Here is a 17,508-nt window from a genome sequence, read left to right on the forward strand (position 1 = left end):
GTTTTCAGATGGGATAGATGATGGAGTTCGGGATCATTTCGCTGTCGAATATGCACAGGCGCGACGCGAACTTCAGGCCTTCGGGCGTGGGCACGACCTTGTCGATGTAGCGCCCCACGTTGAACACCGTGGAAGGGCCGTCGAGCTTGGTGCGGAACACCGCGTAGTTGGCCTCGCTGTGGATCGCGCCGTCGTCGTCGACACGGTGAACCAGCGGCAGGCCGACCACGTGGCGCTGGTAGTACGGGTCGTGGAACAGCGTCTCCTTGATGCCGTACACGCGGTCTTCCAGCATGCCGCGGCTCTCGAAAGACAGCGTGGCCAGCGGCAGATTGCGCTCGTGGTTCTCGCGCGGCTGCAGGCGGTAGCTGCACTGCGCGATGAAGAAGGCCGGCCACAGCTCCCACTGGCCGGAGTCGACCGCATGGGCGTATTCGGCGTACAGGCGCGACAGCGCGAGGTAGGCGTTGGCGTCGAGCGTGTTCATGCTTCCATCACCTCGCGCCAGTAGCGGTACATGCCGCGAATCAGGGTCTCGGTCACCATGTGGTCGGTGTTCTCGACCTCGCGCCCGCCCAGCTCGGCAAGCGTGCGGTGGTAGGGCTTCTGCTCGAAGCCCTGCTGCGAGAACTCGATGACCTCGCCATCGTCGGCCGACACGAAACCCGCCGGGCCGAACAGGTTGGCCTGGCGCAAGCGGCGCTGCGTCATCTCTTCGGTGTCGTCCTCGAAGCCGAAGTGCGTCCACACGAAATCGAAGGCGTCGTGGCCCACCGGCTGGATGTGGCGCGTCGACACGCTGTTGACCTGCTGCTGCAGGATGAGGCTGGGAAACAGCGTCATCAGCACCGCCGTCGGGCCCTTCCACCAGTCTTCCTGCACGATGTCGAGGAAGCGCGGGTCCTTGAGCTGCATGCTCTCCTTGAAGCTGGACACCTGCGTGACCTGGGCCACCTGCGCCGCCTTGCCGCCGGTGCCGCGGGTGGAAATCATGGCGGCGTGGCGCCCGCGCGCGTCCATCTTCAGCTCCGACTTGTTGTCGGCGCGCCAGAGCCCGAAGGTCACGAACCAGGTGTGCAGCAGGCCCGGGTGGTACGGGTCCTTGATGTTCTCCTGCATCAGCTTCCAGTTGCCCGGAATACGCTGGCGGCTGTACCCCAGGATGGTGAGCTTGCGGCCGTCGAACAGCCGGTCGAAGTAGTGAAGGATGTCGGGGCCGAGAAAGTCTTCGAGCGGCTCGACCTCATGGTCGAACGACGCGAACACCACGCCGCCGCGCGAGGCCACCCTGAGCTTGTTGAGCCCGTGCTCCTCGGTCTTGAAGTCGGCGGGCATGCCGCCGTTGACCTTGCCGTCCTGCTTCACGCCGCGGCGAAACGGCACGCCCTGCAGGTCGCCCTTCAGCGTGTAGTTCCACTGGTGGTAGGGGCAGACGAACTCCTTCTTGTTGCCGTGGCGCTCGCGGCAGAACTGCATGCCGCGGTGCGCGCAGACGTTCTCGAACACGTGGATCTCGCCCTCGGCGTCGCGCGACAGGATGACCGAGCGCTCGCCGATGGCGGTGCGCTTGAAGTCGCCGGGGTTCGGAATCTCGGCCTCCAGGCCGACGTAGCACCAGTGCTTTTCGTAGAAGAAGCGCTGCAGCTCCTTCTTGTGCAGCGCCTCGTCGGTGTAGGCCATGAAGGGAATGCGGCTGCTCTTGTCGCTCTCCCATTCGAGCTCGATGGGGAACACTTGCGTGGTCATCGCGGGTCTCCTTTTCTTGTGAACTGTCGTCTGTCCAGGTGTCTTTGTTTTCAGGTGCCTTGCAGGTAGAAGGCATCGGCATGCGTCTGCTCGGGCGCCAGGCCCCTGCCCCGCACCAGCTGCGTGACGGCCTCGACCATCGGCGGCGAGCCGCACAGGTAGGCGCGCCAGCCGTCGAGCTGGGCGCGCCAGTCGGCGCGAATGGCGTCGGTGATGAGGCCCACGCGCTGCCCGTCCCGGGCCGGGCCGGTAACGACCACCACGTGCACGGCCAGGCCGGGGTGCAGTGCCTGCAGCGCGCGCAACTCCTGCAGGCCGTACACGTCGGCATCGGAGCGCACGCCGAGGTAGACATGCATCGGCTGCGTCATGCCGCCGGCGATGGCGCCGCGCACGATCGACAGGATGGGCGCGAGCCCCGTGCCGCCCGCGGCGCACAGCATCGGCCCGCGGTGCCTGGTGCGCAGATACGCCGTGCCCAGCGGCCCGCTCACGCGCACCGAATCGCCCAGCTTCAGCTGCTCGAAGATGTGCGCCGTCACGCGCCCGCCGGGCACCCTGCGCACATGGAACTCGAGCTCGGCGTCGCGGCTGAGCCCGGCCATCGAATACGGCCGCGCCAGGTCGGGCGCGAACTGCAGCTGCGCGTACTGCCCCGGAGAAAACTCCAGCGGCTTGTTCGGCTTCAGGCGCAGGCGGCGGATGTCGTGCGTGAGCGTGTCGATGCCCGTCACCGTGGCCTTCAGGATGCGCGCCGGATGCACCACGACCTCGTCGGGCTCCGGGATCTCGATGGCGCAGCTCTCGGTCAGCGTGGCCTGGCAGGCCAGCACATAGCGCTCGCCCTGGCCATCGGCGCCGTCCGGGCGGATGGCGTCCTGCCCGCCGTCGAGGACCTGGCCCGACACCACCTTGCAGCGGCAGGTGCCGCAGCGCCCCGACATGCAGCTGTACGACACCGGCACGTGGTGCTCGCGCAGCACTTCGAGCAGGTTCGCGCCGGGGCGAACCTGGAGGGTGCGGGCAAGGGGGTGAATGTGCAGGTCCATCGTGGTGTTCTCTTGCGCCGGTGCGTGGGGCCCGGCTTGTCTCTTGGCGCCGATGATGCGCGGCTGCTGCCGATTGACCAATAGAATTTGGTGAATCCTCTTCATCACTGCGCTGAATAAAGGTGCGCCATGCAACTCAAGGACATCGACCTCAACCTGCTGCTGGTGTTCGACCGCATGCTGGCCGAGAAGCGCGTCTCCGCCGTGGCCGCCTCGCTCGGCCTGTCGCAGCCGGCCATCAGCAACGCGCTGGCGCGGCTGCGCAAGCTGCTGGGCGACGAATTGTTCCTGCGCACCGCGCGCGGCATGGAGCCCACGCCCTTCGCGCTGCAGCTGGCCGAGCCGGTGGCCTACGCCATGGGCGCGCTGCACACCGCGCTCAACCAGCAGGTGGTGTTCGACCCCGCCAGCAGCACGCGCGGCTTCACGCTGGCCATGACCGACATCGGCGAGATCTACTTCACGCCGCGGCTGATGGAGGTGCTGTCTGAAGCCGCGCCGGGCGTGACCATCAGCACCCTGCGCAACAACACCGCCACCAACCTGCGCGAGGAGCTGGAGGCGGGGCACGTCGACATCGCCATCGGCCTGCTGCCGCAGCTGAAGGCGGGCGTGTTCCAGCGCCGGCTTTTCCTGCAGCGCTACGTGTGCATCTTCTCGAAGGAGCACCCGCTGGCGCGCAAGCGCAGCGTGTCGCTGAAGGACTTCAGCGCGGCCGATCACGTGCAGGTGCTGGCCGCCGGCACGGGCCACGGCAAGGCCGACGACGTGATGGCGGCGCAGGGCATCCAGCGGCGCATTCGGCTGCGGGTGCCGCACTTCGTGGCCATCGGCCACATCCTGCGCTCCAGCGGCATGATCGCGACCGTGCCCGAGCGGCTGGCGCAGAGCATCGCCGAGCCCTTCGGGCTGGTGTGGCGCCCTCACCCGGTCGCGCTGCCGCAGATTGCCATCAACCTGTTCTGGCACGCGAAGGTGCACCGCGACCCGGGCAACCAGTGGTTGCGCGGGCTGCTGTTCGACAGCTTTGCGGATGCCGATTGAGGGCCGATAGAAACCCGATAGAGGATCGATGGCGGGCTAAAGCCCCGCGCGCCGCCGGCGCTTGCGCATCGCCAGGCCGGTGAAGAAGAACACCGCCGGCAGCAGCCCCGCCAGCAGCGCCAGCACCTGCCCCGGCACGCCGAGGATGGTGCCGCCGTGCAATGACTCCAGCACGCCCAGCAGGTGCTGCATGCCTTCGCGCTCGCCCTCATGCCGTTCCTTCAGCACACGGCCCGAGAAGGCGTCGATGAACACCTCGACCTTGACGCCCTGCAGCGGCCCGGTGCCTGGCACCAGGTCGACACGGAACACGCCGCCCTCGGTGAACGGCGCCATGATGAGCCGCGTGTGCGCGTTCGGGTGGCGCGCGTCGGCCACCTGCCAGGCACGGCGCAGCGTGAGGCGTGTCGCGGCACCGGTGCCCTCGGCAGGCGCCTCGGAGCGGTAGCCGAAGGCCGGGTCGAGCACGGTCTCGAACTGCAGCGCCAGCCCGCTCGCCAGCAGGATGACCAGCACCAGCGCCGCCACCGCGCCCAGCCGGCGGTGCCAGCGCGCGGGCGGCGAATCGACGATCTGCGACGCCGGCTTGCCGCGCAGCGCCCGCATGCGGTTCGCCAGCGTGACCACGCCCGCCACCAGCAGCAGCAACAGGAACACCGCCGAAACGGCCTGCAGCAGCTTGCCGACCGCACCCAGCGTCAGGCTGGTGTGCAGCGCGTACAGCAGGCCGATCAGGTCCTGCCGCTTGAACGACCAGGCGCCGTAGGCCATGACCGTCACCGCCTCGCCCGTGCCCGGGTGCAGCCGCGCGAGCCAGTAGCGCCGCTCGCTGGGAATCAGCGGGTCGGGCGTGGGCCAGAAGCCGGTGGTGAGCCGGCCGGCGTCGTCGATCTGCGTGATGCCGATGCCGACCGCGCCGGGGTGCTCGCGCTCCAGTGCGTCGGCCATGTCCACCAGCGGCACGCGGCGCCCGGCGGGCACGTCGAGCTCGGGGTTGAGCCATGCGTCCAACGGCCCCGACAACACCAGCAGGCTGCCGCTGAGCCCCTGCACGATGAAGAAGGCGCCGAAGACGTACGCCAGCCACCGGTGTAGCGAGCGCCAGCGGGCGCGCCCACGCGTGGGGCTGCGTGCGGGGCTGCGCGCAGGCTCGGGCGCCGGGCGGATTCGCTCAGAACCTGACATTCACCCGCACGCCGCTCGTTCGCCCCTTGCCCAGCTGGTACACGGTTCCGTACGGACCGGCCGCGAAGCCGTACACCGCGTAGACCTTGTCGGCCGCGTTGTCGACATAGAAGTCGGCCGACAGGTTCTTGTCGACCTGCCACGAGACGCCCACGTCGACCAGCGTGTAGGCCTTCTGGCCGGTGGTGTTGAACTCGTTGAAATAGGTCTTGCCCACGTGCGTGAGGCCGATGCGCGGCACCAGCCGGCGTTCGCCGCCGCCCAGCGGAACGACGTACTCCGCGACCAGGTTGGCCGTGACCGGCGGTGCGTACGGCACCTTGTTGCCGGTGAGGTCGGTGCCGGGGTTGGCCGGGTTGCGGTACTTGCTGAACCAGCTGTCGTTCAGCGCGAGGCCGCCGCGCAGGTAGAGCTGGCGCGTGGCCTGGAACTTCGCGTGGAGGTCGAGCCCCCTGGTCTTCACCGTGCCGACGTTCTGCAGGTACTGCCCCTCGACCGGGCCGACCGAGAGCTGGTAGTCGCCGGTGCGCACCAGGTAGGCCGCCGCGCTCAGCTCCAGCCGGTTGTCGAGCAGGCCGGCCTTGGCGCCCACTTCGAGGTTGCGCGAGTTCTGCGGCTCGTAGGTGAAGCCGATGTTCTGCGGCGTCACGGCGCGGGTGAAGCCGCCCGCCTTGAAGCCGGTGCTGTACAGCGCGTACACGTTCAGCGCGTCGCTCACCCGGTAGTTCAGCCCGAGCTTGGGCGAGGTGGCGTCGAACTTCTTCTCGCCGGCCATCGCGGTGGTGGCGTAGCGGGTGTCGGCCTTGGCGCGCTCCTGCTCGAAGCGCAGGCCCGGCGTGACGTCGAGCCGGTCGGTGGCGTGCCAGGTGAGCTCGCCGTAGGCCGCGTACGAACGAATGCGCTGCTGCGAGCCGAGCGTGGCCGCCGGTACCGCGCGCTGGAAGTCGATGTCCTGAAAGTACAGCCCCGCCACGTAGTCGAAGGCCTGGCCCGGCGCGGGCCTGGAGGCCACGCGGAATTCCTGGCTGAAGGTCTTCTGCGTCTCGGGCGTGTAGCTGCCGAACACGGTGCGGTCGAAGTCGCGGTCCTGGTAGCCGCTGAGCGACGACAGCACCACGGGGCCCAGGTCGTACGACGCGGTGAGCCCGTAGCTGCTGGTCTTGAGCTTGTAGTGCGAAGGCATGGGCAGCGCGCGGCGCGCCGCGAGGTCGGGGCCGAGCACGAAGTACTCCTCGTCGGAGCGAAGCACGTCGCGCGCGGCGGTGAACATCACGTCCAGCGGGCCGCCCGTGGGCGCATAGCGCAGGCGCAGCCGGCCGTTGGCGTCTTCGCTGTCCCCGAGCCGTGCGCGGGTGTCCATGTCCTTCATGTCGCCGCGGTCCTTGCGCGTGCCGATGGCGATGTCGGCATACAGCGCGTTGTCGACCAACGGCGCGTTCAGCAGCAGCTGGCCCGTGCGACCTTGCGAGGTCATGAGGGCGGTGGCGTCCAGGCGCAGCTTGTTGTCAGGCTTGCGCGTGACCACGTTGATGATGCCGCCCACCGCGCCGCGCCCGTACAGCGTGCCTTGCGGTCCGTAGAGCACCTCGACCTGCTCCAGCCCCTGCGGCAGCATCTGCGCGAACAGCGCCTGGTCCTGCGGCAGGCCGTCGACGTACAGCTGCGCCGTGGGGTTGTAGAAATCGACCGACGACTGGCCGCGGATGGTGACGCTGGAATACGCGCGGCTCGAACGCGGGCGAATGTGCACGTCGGGGAACACGCGGTCGATCTGGTCGACGCTCTGCAGGCCGCGCGCGGCCAGGTCGTCGCGCGTGGCGGTGTCGACCAGGCCCGCGATGTCGGCGGCCTTCTGCTCGCGCTTGGTGGCGCTGATGTTCACGGTCGGCAGGGCCGCCGATGCGTCCCCGGCCTGTTGCGCCGATGCGCCCTGCACCATGGCGTTGCCGGCGCACAGCGCCAAGCCTGCCCAGCAACGTGCTGCGGTTTTCATGAATGTCTTGTCCTCTTCCGGGTGTGCTTCAAAGGCGTTGAAGGTAGGAGCTTTAGCAGGACCGAAAAAACACCATCGGGCGCGAAAGAGCAGCATGCGGCAATAGAATGCGAACGATTCTTATCTGGCGACATCGCAGGTCGCCCTCCTCCGCCTTGCGCACGCCCACCCGCCGCCTCGTCATTCCGCAACACGCCCGGCAAAGCAATGCTTTGGTCGGCGCAACCTGGAGCGACGCGCACGAGGCGGTGCGGGTCGGCCTGGTCGACCGCCATGTCGAGCAGGACCTGGTGCTGCCTTCGGCCGGCGTGCCACCGCACCTGTCGCTCGTGCTGCTGCTCGAGGGCAAGGGCCACTTCCTGATGGGCGGGCGCAGCCGGCCGTGCGAGTTCCTGGACGGGCATTGCCTGCTGAGCTGCGGCTGGGAGCCCTTCGACGGCGAAGACTTCATTCCGGCGCACGCGCGTTTCAGGGCCGTGCTGCTGCACTACCCGCTGGCGCTGCGCAAGGTCTTCGGCACCGCCGTGCCGGTCTCGCGTGGCGACTTCGAGGTGCATGCGCCCGCGCACGCCAGGGCCTGGCTCGCGAGGCTGCCGATGGACCCATGGCTGATGCAGTTCGCGCGCACGCTGTCGGAGCGCGGCCTGCCGCAGGAGCCGCTGCCGCTGCTCGAACTCGAGTGCCACGCGCTGCAGGCGCTGCACGGCGTGGCCAGCCGGCTCACGATGGCGGCCGAGGCCGCCTCACCCACCGCGGAAGAAAACGCCGGCGCCGCGTTGACGGGCCGCGACCGCCGCCGATTGCTGGCGGCGCGCAGGCACATCGACAGCCACCCGTCGCAAGCGCTGCGCGTGGCCGACATCGCGCGTGTCGCCGGTCTGAGCGAGACCGCGCTCAAGCAGGGGTTCAGGGCGTTGTTCGATATGAGCGTGTACGCGTACGTGCTGCAAAGCCGCTGCCGCCTTGCGGAAAAGCTGCTGCGCGACACGGCGCTCACCGTGGAGGAAGTGGCGCTGCGCTGCGGCTTCTCCAACACCAGCCACCTGGCGCGGCAGTTCCGGCGCGAGTTCGGAACCACGCCGCTGCAGTACCGGCGACGCGGGGGCCAGTGAGGCGGAGGCTGGTAACGCGGGGGCTAGTGACCCGGCGCGTCAGGCCGCCACGGCTTCGGGCCAGCGGCCCAGCACTTCATGCACGCCCTCGCCCACATGGCTGTCGATCAGCACGAGCGCGCCGGCGGCCCAGCGCACGGGCGCTTCGAGCGCGTGCTTCTCCAGCTTGCGCCGTGCGTAGGCGATGGTCATGTGCGGCGTGAACGCGCGCGCGGGCTTCAGCCCCGCATCGGCCAGCGCCTCGCCCAACCGTTGTCTGTAGGTCCTGAGGGCGGAGACGTTGTCTTCAGCGTCGGCGCACAGCACCAGCGCGCCCTTGGTGTAGCTCATGGCCTTTTCAAAGACCACGTCGAAGGTGGGCGCGGCGACCGAAGCCGCCGCGTTCGAAGCCTGTGCGACCTTGTCGGCCGGCACCTGCACGTAGTCGCCCAGATCGAACAGCGTGACATGCAGGCGGTGCGCCTCGACCAATGTTCCCTTGAGTGCGTGTTGCGAATTCATGCGCTCGCCGAGCGCGGCCACCGTGGCGGCGTCTTGTGTGTGGGGAAGCAGTGCGAGAAAGAGCGAATGCGGCTGCGGTTCCTTGCGCTGCACCTTGTTGCGAGGGCGTGGCAGGGGCCGCTGCGGGGGAGCGATACCGGGGAGAAGAAACTGTTCTGACATCCCTCGATCATCGCCCATGGGCCGCGCGCTTCATGTGTTCTTCAGCATCCGCCAAGCAGGTCTTCAGGCTGGAATTTCAGAATCGTCGCACGCCGGTGAACAGGCCTTGTACGCCTCAAATGGCCCTCGGTTGCCGCTCACCTGCCACATCGATCCCGACGACTCCCAACAGGAAATTTCATCTTGAAGCATTCGCAAGCCAGCACCCTTCTCGCCGCACTTCTGCTCGGCACCTTCGCCATGGGCGCACACGCCGCGGGCCCCGAACAAGAGTCCCCCTTATCCCCCTTCTATGCGGGCGGCGCCATCGGCCGCTCGAGCTTCAGCCTCTCTTCGGGCAACGGCGTTCCCGTGCCCTGGGGCGGCGAAAAGGCCAGCAAGGCCGGCACCGCCTTCAAGCTCTACGGCGGCTATCGGTTCACGCCGAACTTCGGCGTGGAAGCCGGCTACGCGCGCCTCGGCCGCGTGAGCCAGTGGACCTCGGCCTACGGTATTTCGACGCTGCAGAGCGGTTCGGGCCAGGCCGTGTACGCGGCGGCGACGGCGCGGCTGCCGCTGGGCGATGCGTTCGCGGTCAATGGCCGGCTGGGCGTGGCTTATGGGCGCATCTCGGGCGGTGACAACTGGGCGACTGGCAACCAGCGCTTCTCGGGCGGCTCCACCGGGCTCATGGCGGGCTTCGGCGCGGAGTACCGCGTGACGCAGAACCTGGCGATCACCGCCGACTACGACTACTTCGGCAAGCTGTCGAAGCAGGTCAAGGGCGGCATGCTGACGGTGGGCGTGAAGGCGAGCTTCTGACTCCCTGATCCAATGACTCGCTGACCCGGCGCCGCGCCGGGTCGCATCGTTCACTGTGCCGGTGCGAGATCGGCCTGGCCAGTGCGATCAGCCTGGTCCATGCGGGCGGCTTCGCCCGTCCATTCGCGCACGAACCCTTCGGGCGCATGCCGCGCGGGCGCCGGCGTGCGCTCCTTCGGCGTGCCCATGTAGAGAAAGCCCAGCAGCCGCTCGTTGCCCTGCAGGCCCAGCGCCTGCTGCACATGGCGGTCGTAGCTGTTGAGCCCGGTCGCCCAGAAGCCGCCGTAGCCCAGCAGGTGCAGCACATTGAGCATGTTCATGGCCGCGGCGCCCACCGCGAGCACCTGTTCCGATTCAGGCACCTTGTGCGGCGACTGCACGCGCGCGCAGATCGCGACGAGCACCGGCGCGGCCATGGCCTTGCCGCGAAAGCGTTCGCCGTCGTCCAGCGGATCGCGCAGCCGCGCGGCTTCGGCAAAGACCTTGCCCAACGCCACGCGCGCGTCGCCGCGCACGACCACGAAACGCCAGGGCTGCAACTGCCCGTGGTCGGGGGCGCGCAGCGCGGCCTGGAACACCAGGTCGAGGTCTTGCGCGGAGGGGGCCGGCTCGGTCAGCGGCCAGGGGGAATGACGCGCCATCAACAGGTCCAGCGCGTGGCGGGCGCCGGCGTGTTGGGAATCACCGGCGTGGTGGGGGTGAGGCGTAGAGGTGTCCGGGTGCATGTCGGCGTCCTTCGAGAAATTGAAAGGCCGCCCCACGGCAGATGGTGGGCGCTGGAGTTGCTTCAGTGGCGGGCTGGCTCGCAACGAACTGCGAGGTGGCTGGCATCCGGTGCTTCGTGCGTCTCGCAAGCGATAGCGGGGATCGAGGCGATCGAGGGGCGAGAAGCGAAGCCGGTGCACCATCGTTCGACGGGGCGACGAACAGAGGCGGCGATGGTATGCGATGGGGCATGCCCACGCCCCCGGTGCGTGTAAACGGCGCGTGCTGAACGCGATCAGCCCTCGCCTTGCCGCAGCCCCTTCAACAAGGCCTGCACCGCCTCCGACGACGCACCCGCGCGCGAGCACACCAGGCCGAACACACGTTGAATCGGCTCGGCCAGCTGCATCACGCGCAGCCCGCGCCGGTCTTCCGGTAAGGCCGATTCGGGCACCAGCGCCACGCCCATGTCTTCCCGCACCAGCACGCAGGCGCTGACCCAGTCGCGCACCGTGACCCGCACGTCCGACAGGTGGAGGCCCGCCGCCTGCGCCAGGCTCTGCGCATTCACCGCGCAGCCGCCGGTGGCAAGAACGAAGGGCTCCGACACCAGTTCCGCCAGGCTGACCGCACCTTCGCTGGAACGGCGCCCCAGCAGGTGGCTCGCAGGCACCACGCCCACCCACGCGTCGCGCCCCAGCGTCACGGCACGCCGCTGCGGCGCCGGGTTCATCACCACGCCGACATCGACCGTGTCCGCCAGAAGCCACGCTTCGACCTCTTCGTCGGAGCCTTCAAGCGCCACGACCTCGATGCCGGGGTGGCGCCGCTGAAAGGCCCGCACCAGCGGCGGCAGCACGGTCGAGATCACCGACGGAAAACTCGCGAAGCGGATGCGCCCGCTGCTCAAACCCTTGCCCTCGGACGCCAGCAGCCGGATCGCGTCGAAGCTGGACACCATCGCGCGCGCCTGCTCGACCACCCGCTCGCCCAACGCCGTCACGCACAACTGCCGCCGCTCGCGTGCGAACACCTGGATGCCGAGCGCCGACTCCAGCTGCGCAATCGCCTGGCTCGCGCCCGACTGCGTGATGCCCACGTGCTCCGCGGCCCTCGACACATTGCCGAGATCGGCCACAGCGACCAGCAGGCGCCAATGCTGGAGATTCATCATCGAGTTCAGTAGCCGGGCTAATGGCGAAATGTTTGAGGATTAATTTTACGAACGAGGAGTGGATGCACAGACTGGAAGGCATCACAGCTTTCCGCTCCCTCTCTCTCTTTCTTTTTTTCTCATGAAGCTCTACCACGCCCCCTACACCTGCTCGCTGTCGCCGCACATCGTTCTGCGCGAACTCGGCCTGCCCTTCGAACTCGTGAAGATCGACAACAAGACCAAGCGAACCGCCGACGGACGGGACTTTCTGGCGATCAACCCGAAGGGCTACGTCGCCGCACTGGAGCTGGACGACGGCCAGGTGCTGACCGAGGGCCCGGCCATCGTGCAATACCTCGCGGACCTGAAGCCGCAAGCCGGGCTCGCACCGCCCGCCGGCAGCTGGCAGCGCGTGCGGCTGCAGGAGTGGTTGAACTTCATCACCAGCGAGATCCACGCGGGCTCGGCGCCGCTGTTCAACGAGGCGCTCGGCGAAGACGCCAAGGCGATCTTCAGGAACAAGCTGTTCAAGCGGCTCGACGTGCTGGAACGCAGGCTCGGGGCGAATGAATTCCTGATGGGAGATGCCTTCGGCGTGGCCGATGCCTACCTGTTCACGGTGCTGGGGTGGTTCAGGTTTTTTTCGATCGACCTGGGGCGATGGCCTGCGTTGGCGGGTTATGCCAAGCGGGTCGGGGGGCGTGCGGCGGTGAAGGAGGCGTTGCGCGCGGAAGCGGTGCTGTGAGGCGCACGCCGAGGACTCGATGTGATCGGCATGTGACCCCGGAGACATTGCATCGCGCTACGCGTGCGACGAACTTGACAACTTGTCGATGCCATCGTCTCGAGGACGTCTAGCCCCTTAAAGCATTTACGGATGAATTTCACGCCAGTCAAGCTACGCGCAGAGTCACCAGTCGCCGAAATTCATCTGCCGCCCCTGCAGTGGCCAGCAGCCCACAACGACATGCTTGCCGCAGCCAACAAAGCTATCGATCAATAGCAGCTCATGCACACGCCAACAAATCGGCGTGATTGGCTCAGGGAGCAAATGCTGATGGCAATAGAGCAGGCTGACGTGGGGGCTGAATTTCTTTCGGATGTAGCAGCCAACTCCCGCGGCGTTCATTTCCATCCCCACCGCGCGTTGAAATCGGCGCAAGGCTTTAAGCTCCGCCGCTCCGGTCATTGCGAGGCCGCCTGCCCCTCGCAAGCTGCCGATACGGTCAAAACCTACGTCGAACGGCGCCATTTCGACGCTGCCACCGGCGCTCTTCGCCCGGCGCAAAAGCCCTTGTGGCACGTCTTCATGATCTCCTAGCCAGTGCAGCGTGACATGTAGGCGCTCCAGCGCCACACGCCTTCCAGACAGGTTATGTGCATCCATTCGGCGCTGCGTTGCGTCACCGGCCCTCGACCTGGCTTCGAGATCCGGTCGAATCGCAAAGAAAAGCCGATGCAAGTTCGCCACTCAGCAGCCGAGTAAACACCTTGCCTACTATTCCCACTCAATCGTCGCCGGCGGCTTGCTCGACACGTCGTACGTCACGCGGTTGATGCCGCGCACTTCGTTGATGATCCGCCCCGACACCTTCTTCAGCAGCGCATACGGCAGCTCGGCCCAATCGGCGGTCATGAAGTCGCTGGTCTGCACTGCGCGCAGCGCGACCACGTAGTCGTAGGTGCGGCCGTCGCCCATCACGCCCACGCTCTTCACCGGCAGGAACACAGTGAAGGCCTGGCTGGTGAGTTCGTACCAGGTCTTGCCAGACTCGTCGGTGAAGTTGCGCAGCTCTTCGATGAAGATCGCGTCGGCACGGCGCAGCAGGTCGGCGTATTCCTTCTTCACTTCGCCGAGGATGCGCACCCCCAGGCCCGGGCCGGGGAACGGGTGGCGGTACACCATCTCGGGCGGCAGGCCCAGCGCCACGCCCAGTTCGCGCACTTCGTCCTTGAACAGGTCGCGCAGCGGCTCCAGCAGCTTCAGGCCCAGTTGCTCAGGCAGGCCGCCGACGTTGTGGTGGCTCTTGATGGTGACGGCCTTCTTGCTCTTGGCGCCGCCGCTCTCGATGACGTCGGGGTAGATGGTGCCCTGCGCGAGGAAGGTAGCGCCCTTGACGGCCGGTCGGCCGTCAACTCCATTCTTGCCGCCGTCGCCTGCTGCTTTCAGCTTGGCAGCCTCCTGCTTGAACACGGTGACGAACTCGCCGCCGATGATCTTGCGCTTGGCCTCGGGGTCGCTCACGCCGGCGAGCTTGCCCAGGAACAGGTCGCTGGCGTCCACGCGAATCACCTTCGCGTTGAGCTTGCCCTCGAACATCTCCATGACCAGATCGCCTTCGTTCACGCGCAGCAGGCCGTGGTCGACGAACACGCAGGTCAGCTGGTCGCCGATGGCGCGGTGGATCAGCGCGGCAGCCACGCTCGAATCGACACCGCCCGACAGGCCGAGGATGACTTCTTCGTCGCCCACCTGTTCGCGGATCTTCTGCACGGCCTCGGCGATGTGGTCGCGCATGACCCAGTCGGGTTTGGCGCTGCAGATGCCGAGCACAAAGCGCTCGAGCAGCGCCTTGCCCTGCACGGTGTGCGTGACTTCGGGGTGGAACTGCACGCCGTAGTAGCGGCGTGCCTCGTCGGCCATGCCGGCGATGGGGCAGCTGTCGGTGCTCGCCATGAGCTTGAAGCCCGGCGGCAGTTCGGTGACCTTGTCGCCGTGGCTCATCCACACGTTGAGCATGCCGTGGCCTTCGGGCGTGGTGAAGTCGGCGATGTCCTTCAGCAACGCGGTGTGGCCGTGCGCGCGCACGGCGGCAAAACCGAACTCGCGCTTGTGGCCGCCTTCGACCTTGCCGCCGAGCTGGTGGGCCATGGTCTGCATGCCGTAGCAGATGCCGAGCACGGGCACGCCGAGGTCGAACACGGCCTGCGGGCACTTGTCGGTGGTTTCCTCGTACACGCTGGCGTGGCTGCCCGAGAGGATCACGCCCTTCAGGTGGCCGTCGGCGGCGTATTCGCGCACCCATTCGTCGCTGACGTCGCAAGGGTGCACTTCGCTCAGCACATGGGCTTCGCGCACGCGGCGTGCGATGAGTTGCGTGACCTGCGAGCCGAAGTCGAGGATGAGGATCTTGTCGTGTTGCATGGGCGTGGACTCAGAGCGTTGAAATGTCGAACAGCTTCACGCCCGCCTTGGGCGCTGCCTGGATGAGTTGCTCGTCGAAGGTGGCGAGCGGGAGATTGAGCGACTTGGCGAGCCAGAGGTAGCCCGCGTCGTAGAGCGAAACACCGGCGTCGATGGCCACGGCGAGCACGGCCTTGTGCTGCGCGGGCGCGAGCTCGTGCAGTTCCACGCGGTGGCGGATGGCATCGAGCACGCTCCACAGCCCTTCGACCGCGGAAGACGGAATGCGGCCGCTGCGCACGCCGTTGGCCAGGATGTTGGCGCACTCCCATTGCCAGGCGTTGGGCGCCTGCGGCTCGACCTCGTCGCGGCGGATGGCGGCGTAGAGCTTGCGGGTGTGTTCGCTGGACTGATCGGGCAGCAGCCACGCGGCGGTGACCGAGGCGTCCATGACGAAGGCGGTCATGGCTGGCGCCCTTCTTCACGCAGGGCACGCAACGACAGGCCGGGTTGGATGGTGGCGTGCAGCGCGTCGATCTGGCCGAGCTCGCGCTGGATCTGCTCGTCGGTGATGACCGGCTTGCGGCGGACCGGGAGCATGCGCACGACTTCCTTGCCGTGGCGGGTGATGCGAACTTCTTCGCCCTTTTCGACCAGGTCGATCAGGGCGGAGAAGTTGTTCTTGGCTTCAGCGACGCCGATGGATTGCATTTGGGCCAGAAAAATTGAATCTGGCCCAAATTCTAAACCGAGTCTGGCCTGACTTTCAAGGTCTGGCCAGAATGAGCTTGTTCAGCTTTACTCAGCCCGGTAGTTCGGCGCTTCCTTCGTGATCTGCACGTCGTGGACGTGGCTCTCACGGATGCCGGCCGTGGTGATCTCGACGAACTCGGCCTTGTTCTGCATGTCGGCGATGGTCGCGCAACCGCAGTAGCCCATGCTGGCCCGCACGCCACCAGCCATCTGGTAGACGATGGAGACGATCGAGCCCTTGTAGGGCACGCGGCCTTCGATGCCTTCGGGCACCAGCTTGTCGGTGTTGGGGTTGCCGGTGGTCGATTCCTGGAAGTACCGGTCGGCACTGCCCTGCTGCATCGCGCCGATGGAGCCCATGCCGCGGTAGCTCTTATAGCTGCGGCCCTGGTACAGCACGATTTCGCCCGGTGCCTCTTCGGTGCCGGCGAACATGCTGCCCATCATGACGGTGCTGGCACCGGCGGCGATGGCCTTGGCGATGTCGCCCGAATAGCGCACGCCGCCGTCGGAAATCAGCGGGACGCCCGTGCCTTGCAAGGCAGTGGCGACGCTGTCGACTGCCATGATCTGCGGCACGCCCACGCCGGCCACGATACGGGTGGTGCAGATGGAGCCCGGGCCGATGCCGACCTTGACCGCGTCGGCCCCGACGTCGGCCAGCGCGCGCGCGGCGTCGCCGGTGGCGATGTTGCCGCCGATGACGTCGACCTGCGGATAGTTCTTCTTGACCCAGCGCACGCGCTCGATCACGCCGGCGCTGTGGCCGTGCGCGGTGTCGACCACGATGGCATCGACGCCGGCCTTCACCAGCGCTTCGACGCGCTCTTCGGTGCCCTCGCCCACGCCCACCGCCGCGCCCACGCGCAGGCGGCCGCTCGGGTCGCGTGCGGCGTTGGGGAAGCTGGTTTGCTTGGTGATGTCCTTGACGGTGATGAGGCCCTTGAGCTCCCAGTCGCTGTTGATGACCAGCAAGCGCTCGAGCTTGTGCTTGTTCAGCAACGCCTTGGCCTCGGCCAGCGTGGTGCCGTCGGGCACGGTGATGAGCCGGTCGCGCTGCGTCATGATTTCGCTGACGGGCACGTCGTAGCGGTTCTCGAAGCGCAGGTCGCGCCCCGTGACGATGCCGACCACCTTGCCGGCGTCGACCACCGGGAAGCCGGAAATGCCGAGCTGGTCCGACAGCGCCATCACCTGGCGGACCGAGTGCGTCGGGGTGATCACCACGGGGTCGCGCAGAACGCCCGACTCGTAGCGCTTCACCCGAGCCACTTCGGCGGCCTGCTGCTGCGCGGTGAGGTTCTTGTGCACGATCCCGATACCGCCTTCCTGCGCGATGGCGATCGCGAGTCGGGCTTCAGTCACGGTGTCCATGGCCGCAGAGACGAGCGGCAGGTTCAGCGTGATGTTTCGGGAGAATTTGGTGGCGAGGGAAGTGTCCTTGGGCAGGACCTGGGAGAACGCTGGCACCAACAACACATCGTCGAAGGTGAGCGCTTTGCCGAGAAGGCGCATGGGTGAAGCTCCAAAAGACGGATTGTAACGAGGCCCCCGACCTGTTTGCTGGCCCGGGCTTTTTGCGCGCGTTGCAAAACCACCCAATCCAGGTGCCGGCGGATGTTGCAAAAAGTAAGGCGCGGCTAAACTTCGGGGATGAAATTCGTGCACTGGCTGGTACTGGGATGTGTCGTGGCGCTGCCGCTTTCCGCGAGCGCCCAATGGCAATGGCTCGACAAGAACGGCAAGAAGGTCTTCAGCGACCAGGCGCCGCCGCCCGACGTTCCCGAGAAAAACATCCTGCGCCGCGTCGGCCCACCACCGGTCGCGCGCTCGACCGCGAACCCGAACGTCGATGCCGCGCCCGCCGAAGGCGCGGCCGATGCCCCGCCGAAGTCCGCGGCGCCGAAGCCTTCGGGCGTGGACAAGGAACTCGAAGAGAAAACCAAGAAGGCCGAGGCCGACGAAAAGGCCAAGCAGGCCGCCGAAGCCGCCAAGGTCGCGAAAGCCAAGGCCGACAACTGCGCACTCGCCCGCCAGGGCAAGGCCACGGTCGACAGCGGCGTGCGCCTCGCGAAGGTCAATGCGAACGGAGAGCGCGAGATCATGGACGACTCGGCGCGCGCGGCCGAGCAGAAGCGCATTCAGTCGGTCATCGAGAGCGACTGCAAATAACGCGG

General features: G+C 67.3%; 18 protein-coding genes. 5 read left to right on the forward strand and 13 right to left on the reverse strand.

The annotated features are described in order from the left end of the window. Positions 1 to 4: 4 nt before the first annotated feature. Genes QTI51_RS09085 through QTI51_RS09095 form a run of 3 tightly spaced genes read right to left on the reverse strand, consistent with a single transcriptional unit; the run spans position 5 to position 2,795 of the window. The gene (locus tag QTI51_RS09085; RefSeq protein WP_116907617.1) at positions 5 to 487 is read right to left on the reverse strand and encodes an aromatic-ring-hydroxylating dioxygenase subunit beta; all 483 of its coding nucleotides are present in this window, start codon (positions 485 to 487) and stop codon (positions 5 to 7) included. Next, a complete protein-coding gene (locus tag QTI51_RS09090) occupies positions 484 to 1,746 on the reverse strand; it encodes an aromatic ring-hydroxylating dioxygenase subunit alpha (RefSeq protein ID WP_116907616.1) in 1,263 nt (420 codons plus the stop codon). Before QTI51_RS09090 ends, QTI51_RS09085 begins: the two co-directional genes overlap by 4 nt. A 50-nt stretch (positions 1,747 to 1,796) precedes the next feature. Continuing rightward, the gene (locus QTI51_RS09095; RefSeq protein WP_116907866.1) at positions 1,797 to 2,795 is read right to left on the reverse strand and encodes a 2Fe-2S iron-sulfur cluster-binding protein; all 999 of its coding nucleotides are present in this window, start codon (positions 2,793 to 2,795) and stop codon (positions 1,797 to 1,799) included. Positions 2,796 to 2,924: 129 nt separating this feature from the next. On the opposite strand from QTI51_RS09095, the gene QTI51_RS09100 reads away from it, so the two are divergent. After that, entirely contained in the window at positions 2,925 to 3,839 is a 915-nt protein-coding gene (locus tag QTI51_RS09100) for a LysR family transcriptional regulator (RefSeq protein ID WP_116907615.1), read from the forward strand. Positions 3,840 to 3,875: 36 nt separating this feature from the next. Here QTI51_RS09100 and QTI51_RS09105 read toward each other — a convergent pair whose 3' ends face one another. Together QTI51_RS09105 and QTI51_RS09110 are read right to left on the reverse strand one after the other, a co-directional pair. After that, positions 3,876 to 5,024, reverse strand: coding sequence for a PepSY-associated TM helix domain-containing protein (locus tag QTI51_RS09105; protein ID WP_116907614.1), 1,149 nt, complete (start codon positions 5,022 to 5,024; stop codon positions 3,876 to 3,878). Next, positions 5,011 to 7,017, reverse strand: a complete 2,007-nt coding sequence (locus tag QTI51_RS09110; protein WP_207786614.1) for a TonB-dependent receptor — start codon at positions 7,015 to 7,017, stop codon at positions 5,011 to 5,013. Before QTI51_RS09110 ends, QTI51_RS09105 begins: the two co-directional genes overlap by 14 nt. 212 nt (positions 7,018 to 7,229) lie before the next feature. On the opposite strand from QTI51_RS09110, the gene QTI51_RS09115 reads away from it, so the two are divergent. Continuing rightward, positions 7,230 to 8,129: a helix-turn-helix transcriptional regulator gene (locus QTI51_RS09115; protein ID WP_165933346.1), complete on the forward strand. Its 900-nt coding sequence runs from the start codon at positions 7,230 to 7,232 to the stop codon at positions 8,127 to 8,129. A 39-nt stretch (positions 8,130 to 8,168) separates the two neighbouring features. Here the strand turns inward: QTI51_RS09115 and QTI51_RS09120 are convergent, their stop codons facing one another. Next, positions 8,169 to 8,630, reverse strand: coding sequence for a 2'-5' RNA ligase family protein (locus QTI51_RS09120; RefSeq protein ID WP_353506514.1), 462 nt, complete (start codon positions 8,628 to 8,630; stop codon positions 8,169 to 8,171). A 345-nt stretch (positions 8,631 to 8,975) separates the two neighbouring features. Here QTI51_RS09120 and QTI51_RS09125 point away from each other — a divergent pair, with 345 nt between their 5' ends. Further along, entirely contained in the window at positions 8,976 to 9,593 is a 618-nt protein-coding gene (locus QTI51_RS09125) for an outer membrane beta-barrel protein (RefSeq protein ID WP_286515944.1), read from the forward strand. A 50-nt stretch (positions 9,594 to 9,643) separates the two neighbouring features. On the opposite strand, the gene QTI51_RS09130 is transcribed toward QTI51_RS09125, so the two are convergent. Both QTI51_RS09130 and QTI51_RS09135 read right to left on the reverse strand, forming a co-directional pair. Next, positions 9,644 to 10,234: a nitroreductase family protein gene (locus QTI51_RS09130; RefSeq protein ID WP_286515943.1), complete on the reverse strand. Its 591-nt coding sequence runs from the start codon at positions 10,232 to 10,234 to the stop codon at positions 9,644 to 9,646. 359 nt (positions 10,235 to 10,593) lie between these two features. Continuing rightward, positions 10,594 to 11,469, reverse strand: a complete 876-nt coding sequence (locus tag QTI51_RS09135; RefSeq protein ID WP_353506515.1) for a LysR family transcriptional regulator — start codon at positions 11,467 to 11,469, stop codon at positions 10,594 to 10,596. Positions 11,470 to 11,593: 124 nt separating this feature from the next. Between QTI51_RS09135 and gstA the strand changes: the two genes are divergently transcribed. Then, positions 11,594 to 12,199 (forward strand): glutathione transferase GstA, encoded by a 606-nt coding sequence (gene gstA / locus QTI51_RS09140; protein WP_116907608.1) that lies wholly within the window; start codon positions 11,594 to 11,596, stop codon positions 12,197 to 12,199. Positions 12,200 to 12,364: 165 nt separating this feature from the next. Here gstA and QTI51_RS09145 read toward each other — a convergent pair whose 3' ends face one another. The 5 genes from QTI51_RS09145 to guaB form a co-directional block, all read right to left on the reverse strand. Beyond that, positions 12,365 to 12,841, reverse strand: coding sequence for a 2'-5' RNA ligase family protein (locus QTI51_RS09145; protein ID WP_132748726.1), 477 nt, complete (start codon positions 12,839 to 12,841; stop codon positions 12,365 to 12,367). Positions 12,842 to 12,952: 111 nt separating this feature from the next. After that, a complete protein-coding gene (gene guaA / locus QTI51_RS09150; protein WP_286515941.1) occupies positions 12,953 to 14,599 on the reverse strand; it encodes a glutamine-hydrolyzing GMP synthase in 1,647 nt (548 codons plus the stop codon). 10 nt (positions 14,600 to 14,609) lie between these two features. Then, a complete protein-coding gene (locus QTI51_RS09155; protein ID WP_165840264.1) occupies positions 14,610 to 15,044 on the reverse strand; it encodes a type II toxin-antitoxin system VapC family toxin in 435 nt (144 codons plus the stop codon). Next, complete coding sequence (locus QTI51_RS09160; RefSeq protein ID WP_116907605.1) at positions 15,041 to 15,289, reverse strand: type II toxin-antitoxin system Phd/YefM family antitoxin; 249 nt, start codon at positions 15,287 to 15,289, stop codon at positions 15,041 to 15,043. Before QTI51_RS09160 ends, QTI51_RS09155 begins: the two co-directional genes overlap by 4 nt. A gap of 87 nt (positions 15,290 to 15,376) precedes the next feature. Then, on the reverse strand, positions 15,377 to 16,846 hold the full coding sequence (gene guaB / locus QTI51_RS09165) for an IMP dehydrogenase (protein ID WP_116907604.1): 1,470 nt from the start codon (positions 16,844 to 16,846) through the stop codon (positions 15,377 to 15,379). A 138-nt stretch (positions 16,847 to 16,984) separates the two neighbouring features. Here guaB and QTI51_RS09170 point away from each other — a divergent pair, with 138 nt between their 5' ends. Beyond that, complete coding sequence (locus QTI51_RS09170) at positions 16,985 to 17,503, forward strand: DUF4124 domain-containing protein (RefSeq protein WP_116907603.1); 519 nt, start codon at positions 16,985 to 16,987, stop codon at positions 17,501 to 17,503. Positions 17,504 to 17,508 lie beyond the last annotated feature (5 nt).

The organism is Variovorax sp. J22G73 (genome assembly GCF_030317035.1).
GTDB lineage: Bacteria > Pseudomonadota > Gammaproteobacteria > Burkholderiales > Burkholderiaceae_C > Variovorax.

Excerpts from the sequence above, each read along its gene's own strand:
- QTI51_RS09105 (WP_116907614.1), bottom strand. The coding sequence starts at position 5,024 with ATGTCAGGTTCTGAGCGAATCCGCCCGGCGCCCGAGCCTGCGCGCAGC.
- guaB (WP_116907604.1), bottom strand. The coding sequence starts at position 16,846 with ATGCGCCTTCTCGGCAAAGCGCTCACCTTCGACGATGTGTTGTTGGTG.
- QTI51_RS09135 (WP_353506515.1), bottom strand. The coding sequence starts at position 11,469 with ATGAATCTCCAGCATTGGCGCCTGCTGGTCGCTGTGGCCGATCTCGGC.
- QTI51_RS09085 (WP_116907617.1), bottom strand. The coding sequence starts at position 487 with ATGAACACGCTCGACGCCAACGCCTACCTCGCGCTGTCGCGCCTGTAC.
- QTI51_RS09100 (WP_116907615.1), top strand. The coding sequence starts at position 2,925 with ATGCAACTCAAGGACATCGACCTCAACCTGCTGCTGGTGTTCGACCGC.
- QTI51_RS09090 (WP_116907616.1), bottom strand. The coding sequence starts at position 1,746 with ATGACCACGCAAGTGTTCCCCATCGAGCTCGAATGGGAGAGCGACAAG.
- QTI51_RS09120 (WP_353506514.1), bottom strand. The coding sequence starts at position 8,630 with ATGAATTCGCAACACGCACTCAAGGGAACATTGGTCGAGGCGCACCGC.
- QTI51_RS09095 (WP_116907866.1), bottom strand. The coding sequence starts at position 2,795 with ATGGACCTGCACATTCACCCCCTTGCCCGCACCCTCCAGGTTCGCCCC.
- QTI51_RS09155 (WP_165840264.1), bottom strand. The coding sequence starts at position 15,044 with ATGACCGCCTTCGTCATGGACGCCTCGGTCACCGCCGCGTGGCTGCTG.
- QTI51_RS09170 (WP_116907603.1), top strand. The coding sequence starts at position 16,985 with ATGAAATTCGTGCACTGGCTGGTACTGGGATGTGTCGTGGCGCTGCCG.
- guaA (WP_286515941.1), bottom strand. The coding sequence starts at position 14,599 with ATGCAACACGACAAGATCCTCATCCTCGACTTCGGCTCGCAGGTCACG.
- QTI51_RS09145 (WP_132748726.1), bottom strand. The coding sequence starts at position 12,841 with ATGGATGCACATAACCTGTCTGGAAGGCGTGTGGCGCTGGAGCGCCTA.
- QTI51_RS09160 (WP_116907605.1), bottom strand. The coding sequence starts at position 15,289 with ATGCAATCCATCGGCGTCGCTGAAGCCAAGAACAACTTCTCCGCCCTG.
- QTI51_RS09110 (WP_207786614.1), bottom strand. The coding sequence starts at position 7,017 with ATGAAAACCGCAGCACGTTGCTGGGCAGGCTTGGCGCTGTGCGCCGGC.
- QTI51_RS09130 (WP_286515943.1), bottom strand. The coding sequence starts at position 10,234 with ATGGCGCGTCATTCCCCCTGGCCGCTGACCGAGCCGGCCCCCTCCGCG.
- gstA (WP_116907608.1), top strand. The coding sequence starts at position 11,594 with ATGAAGCTCTACCACGCCCCCTACACCTGCTCGCTGTCGCCGCACATC.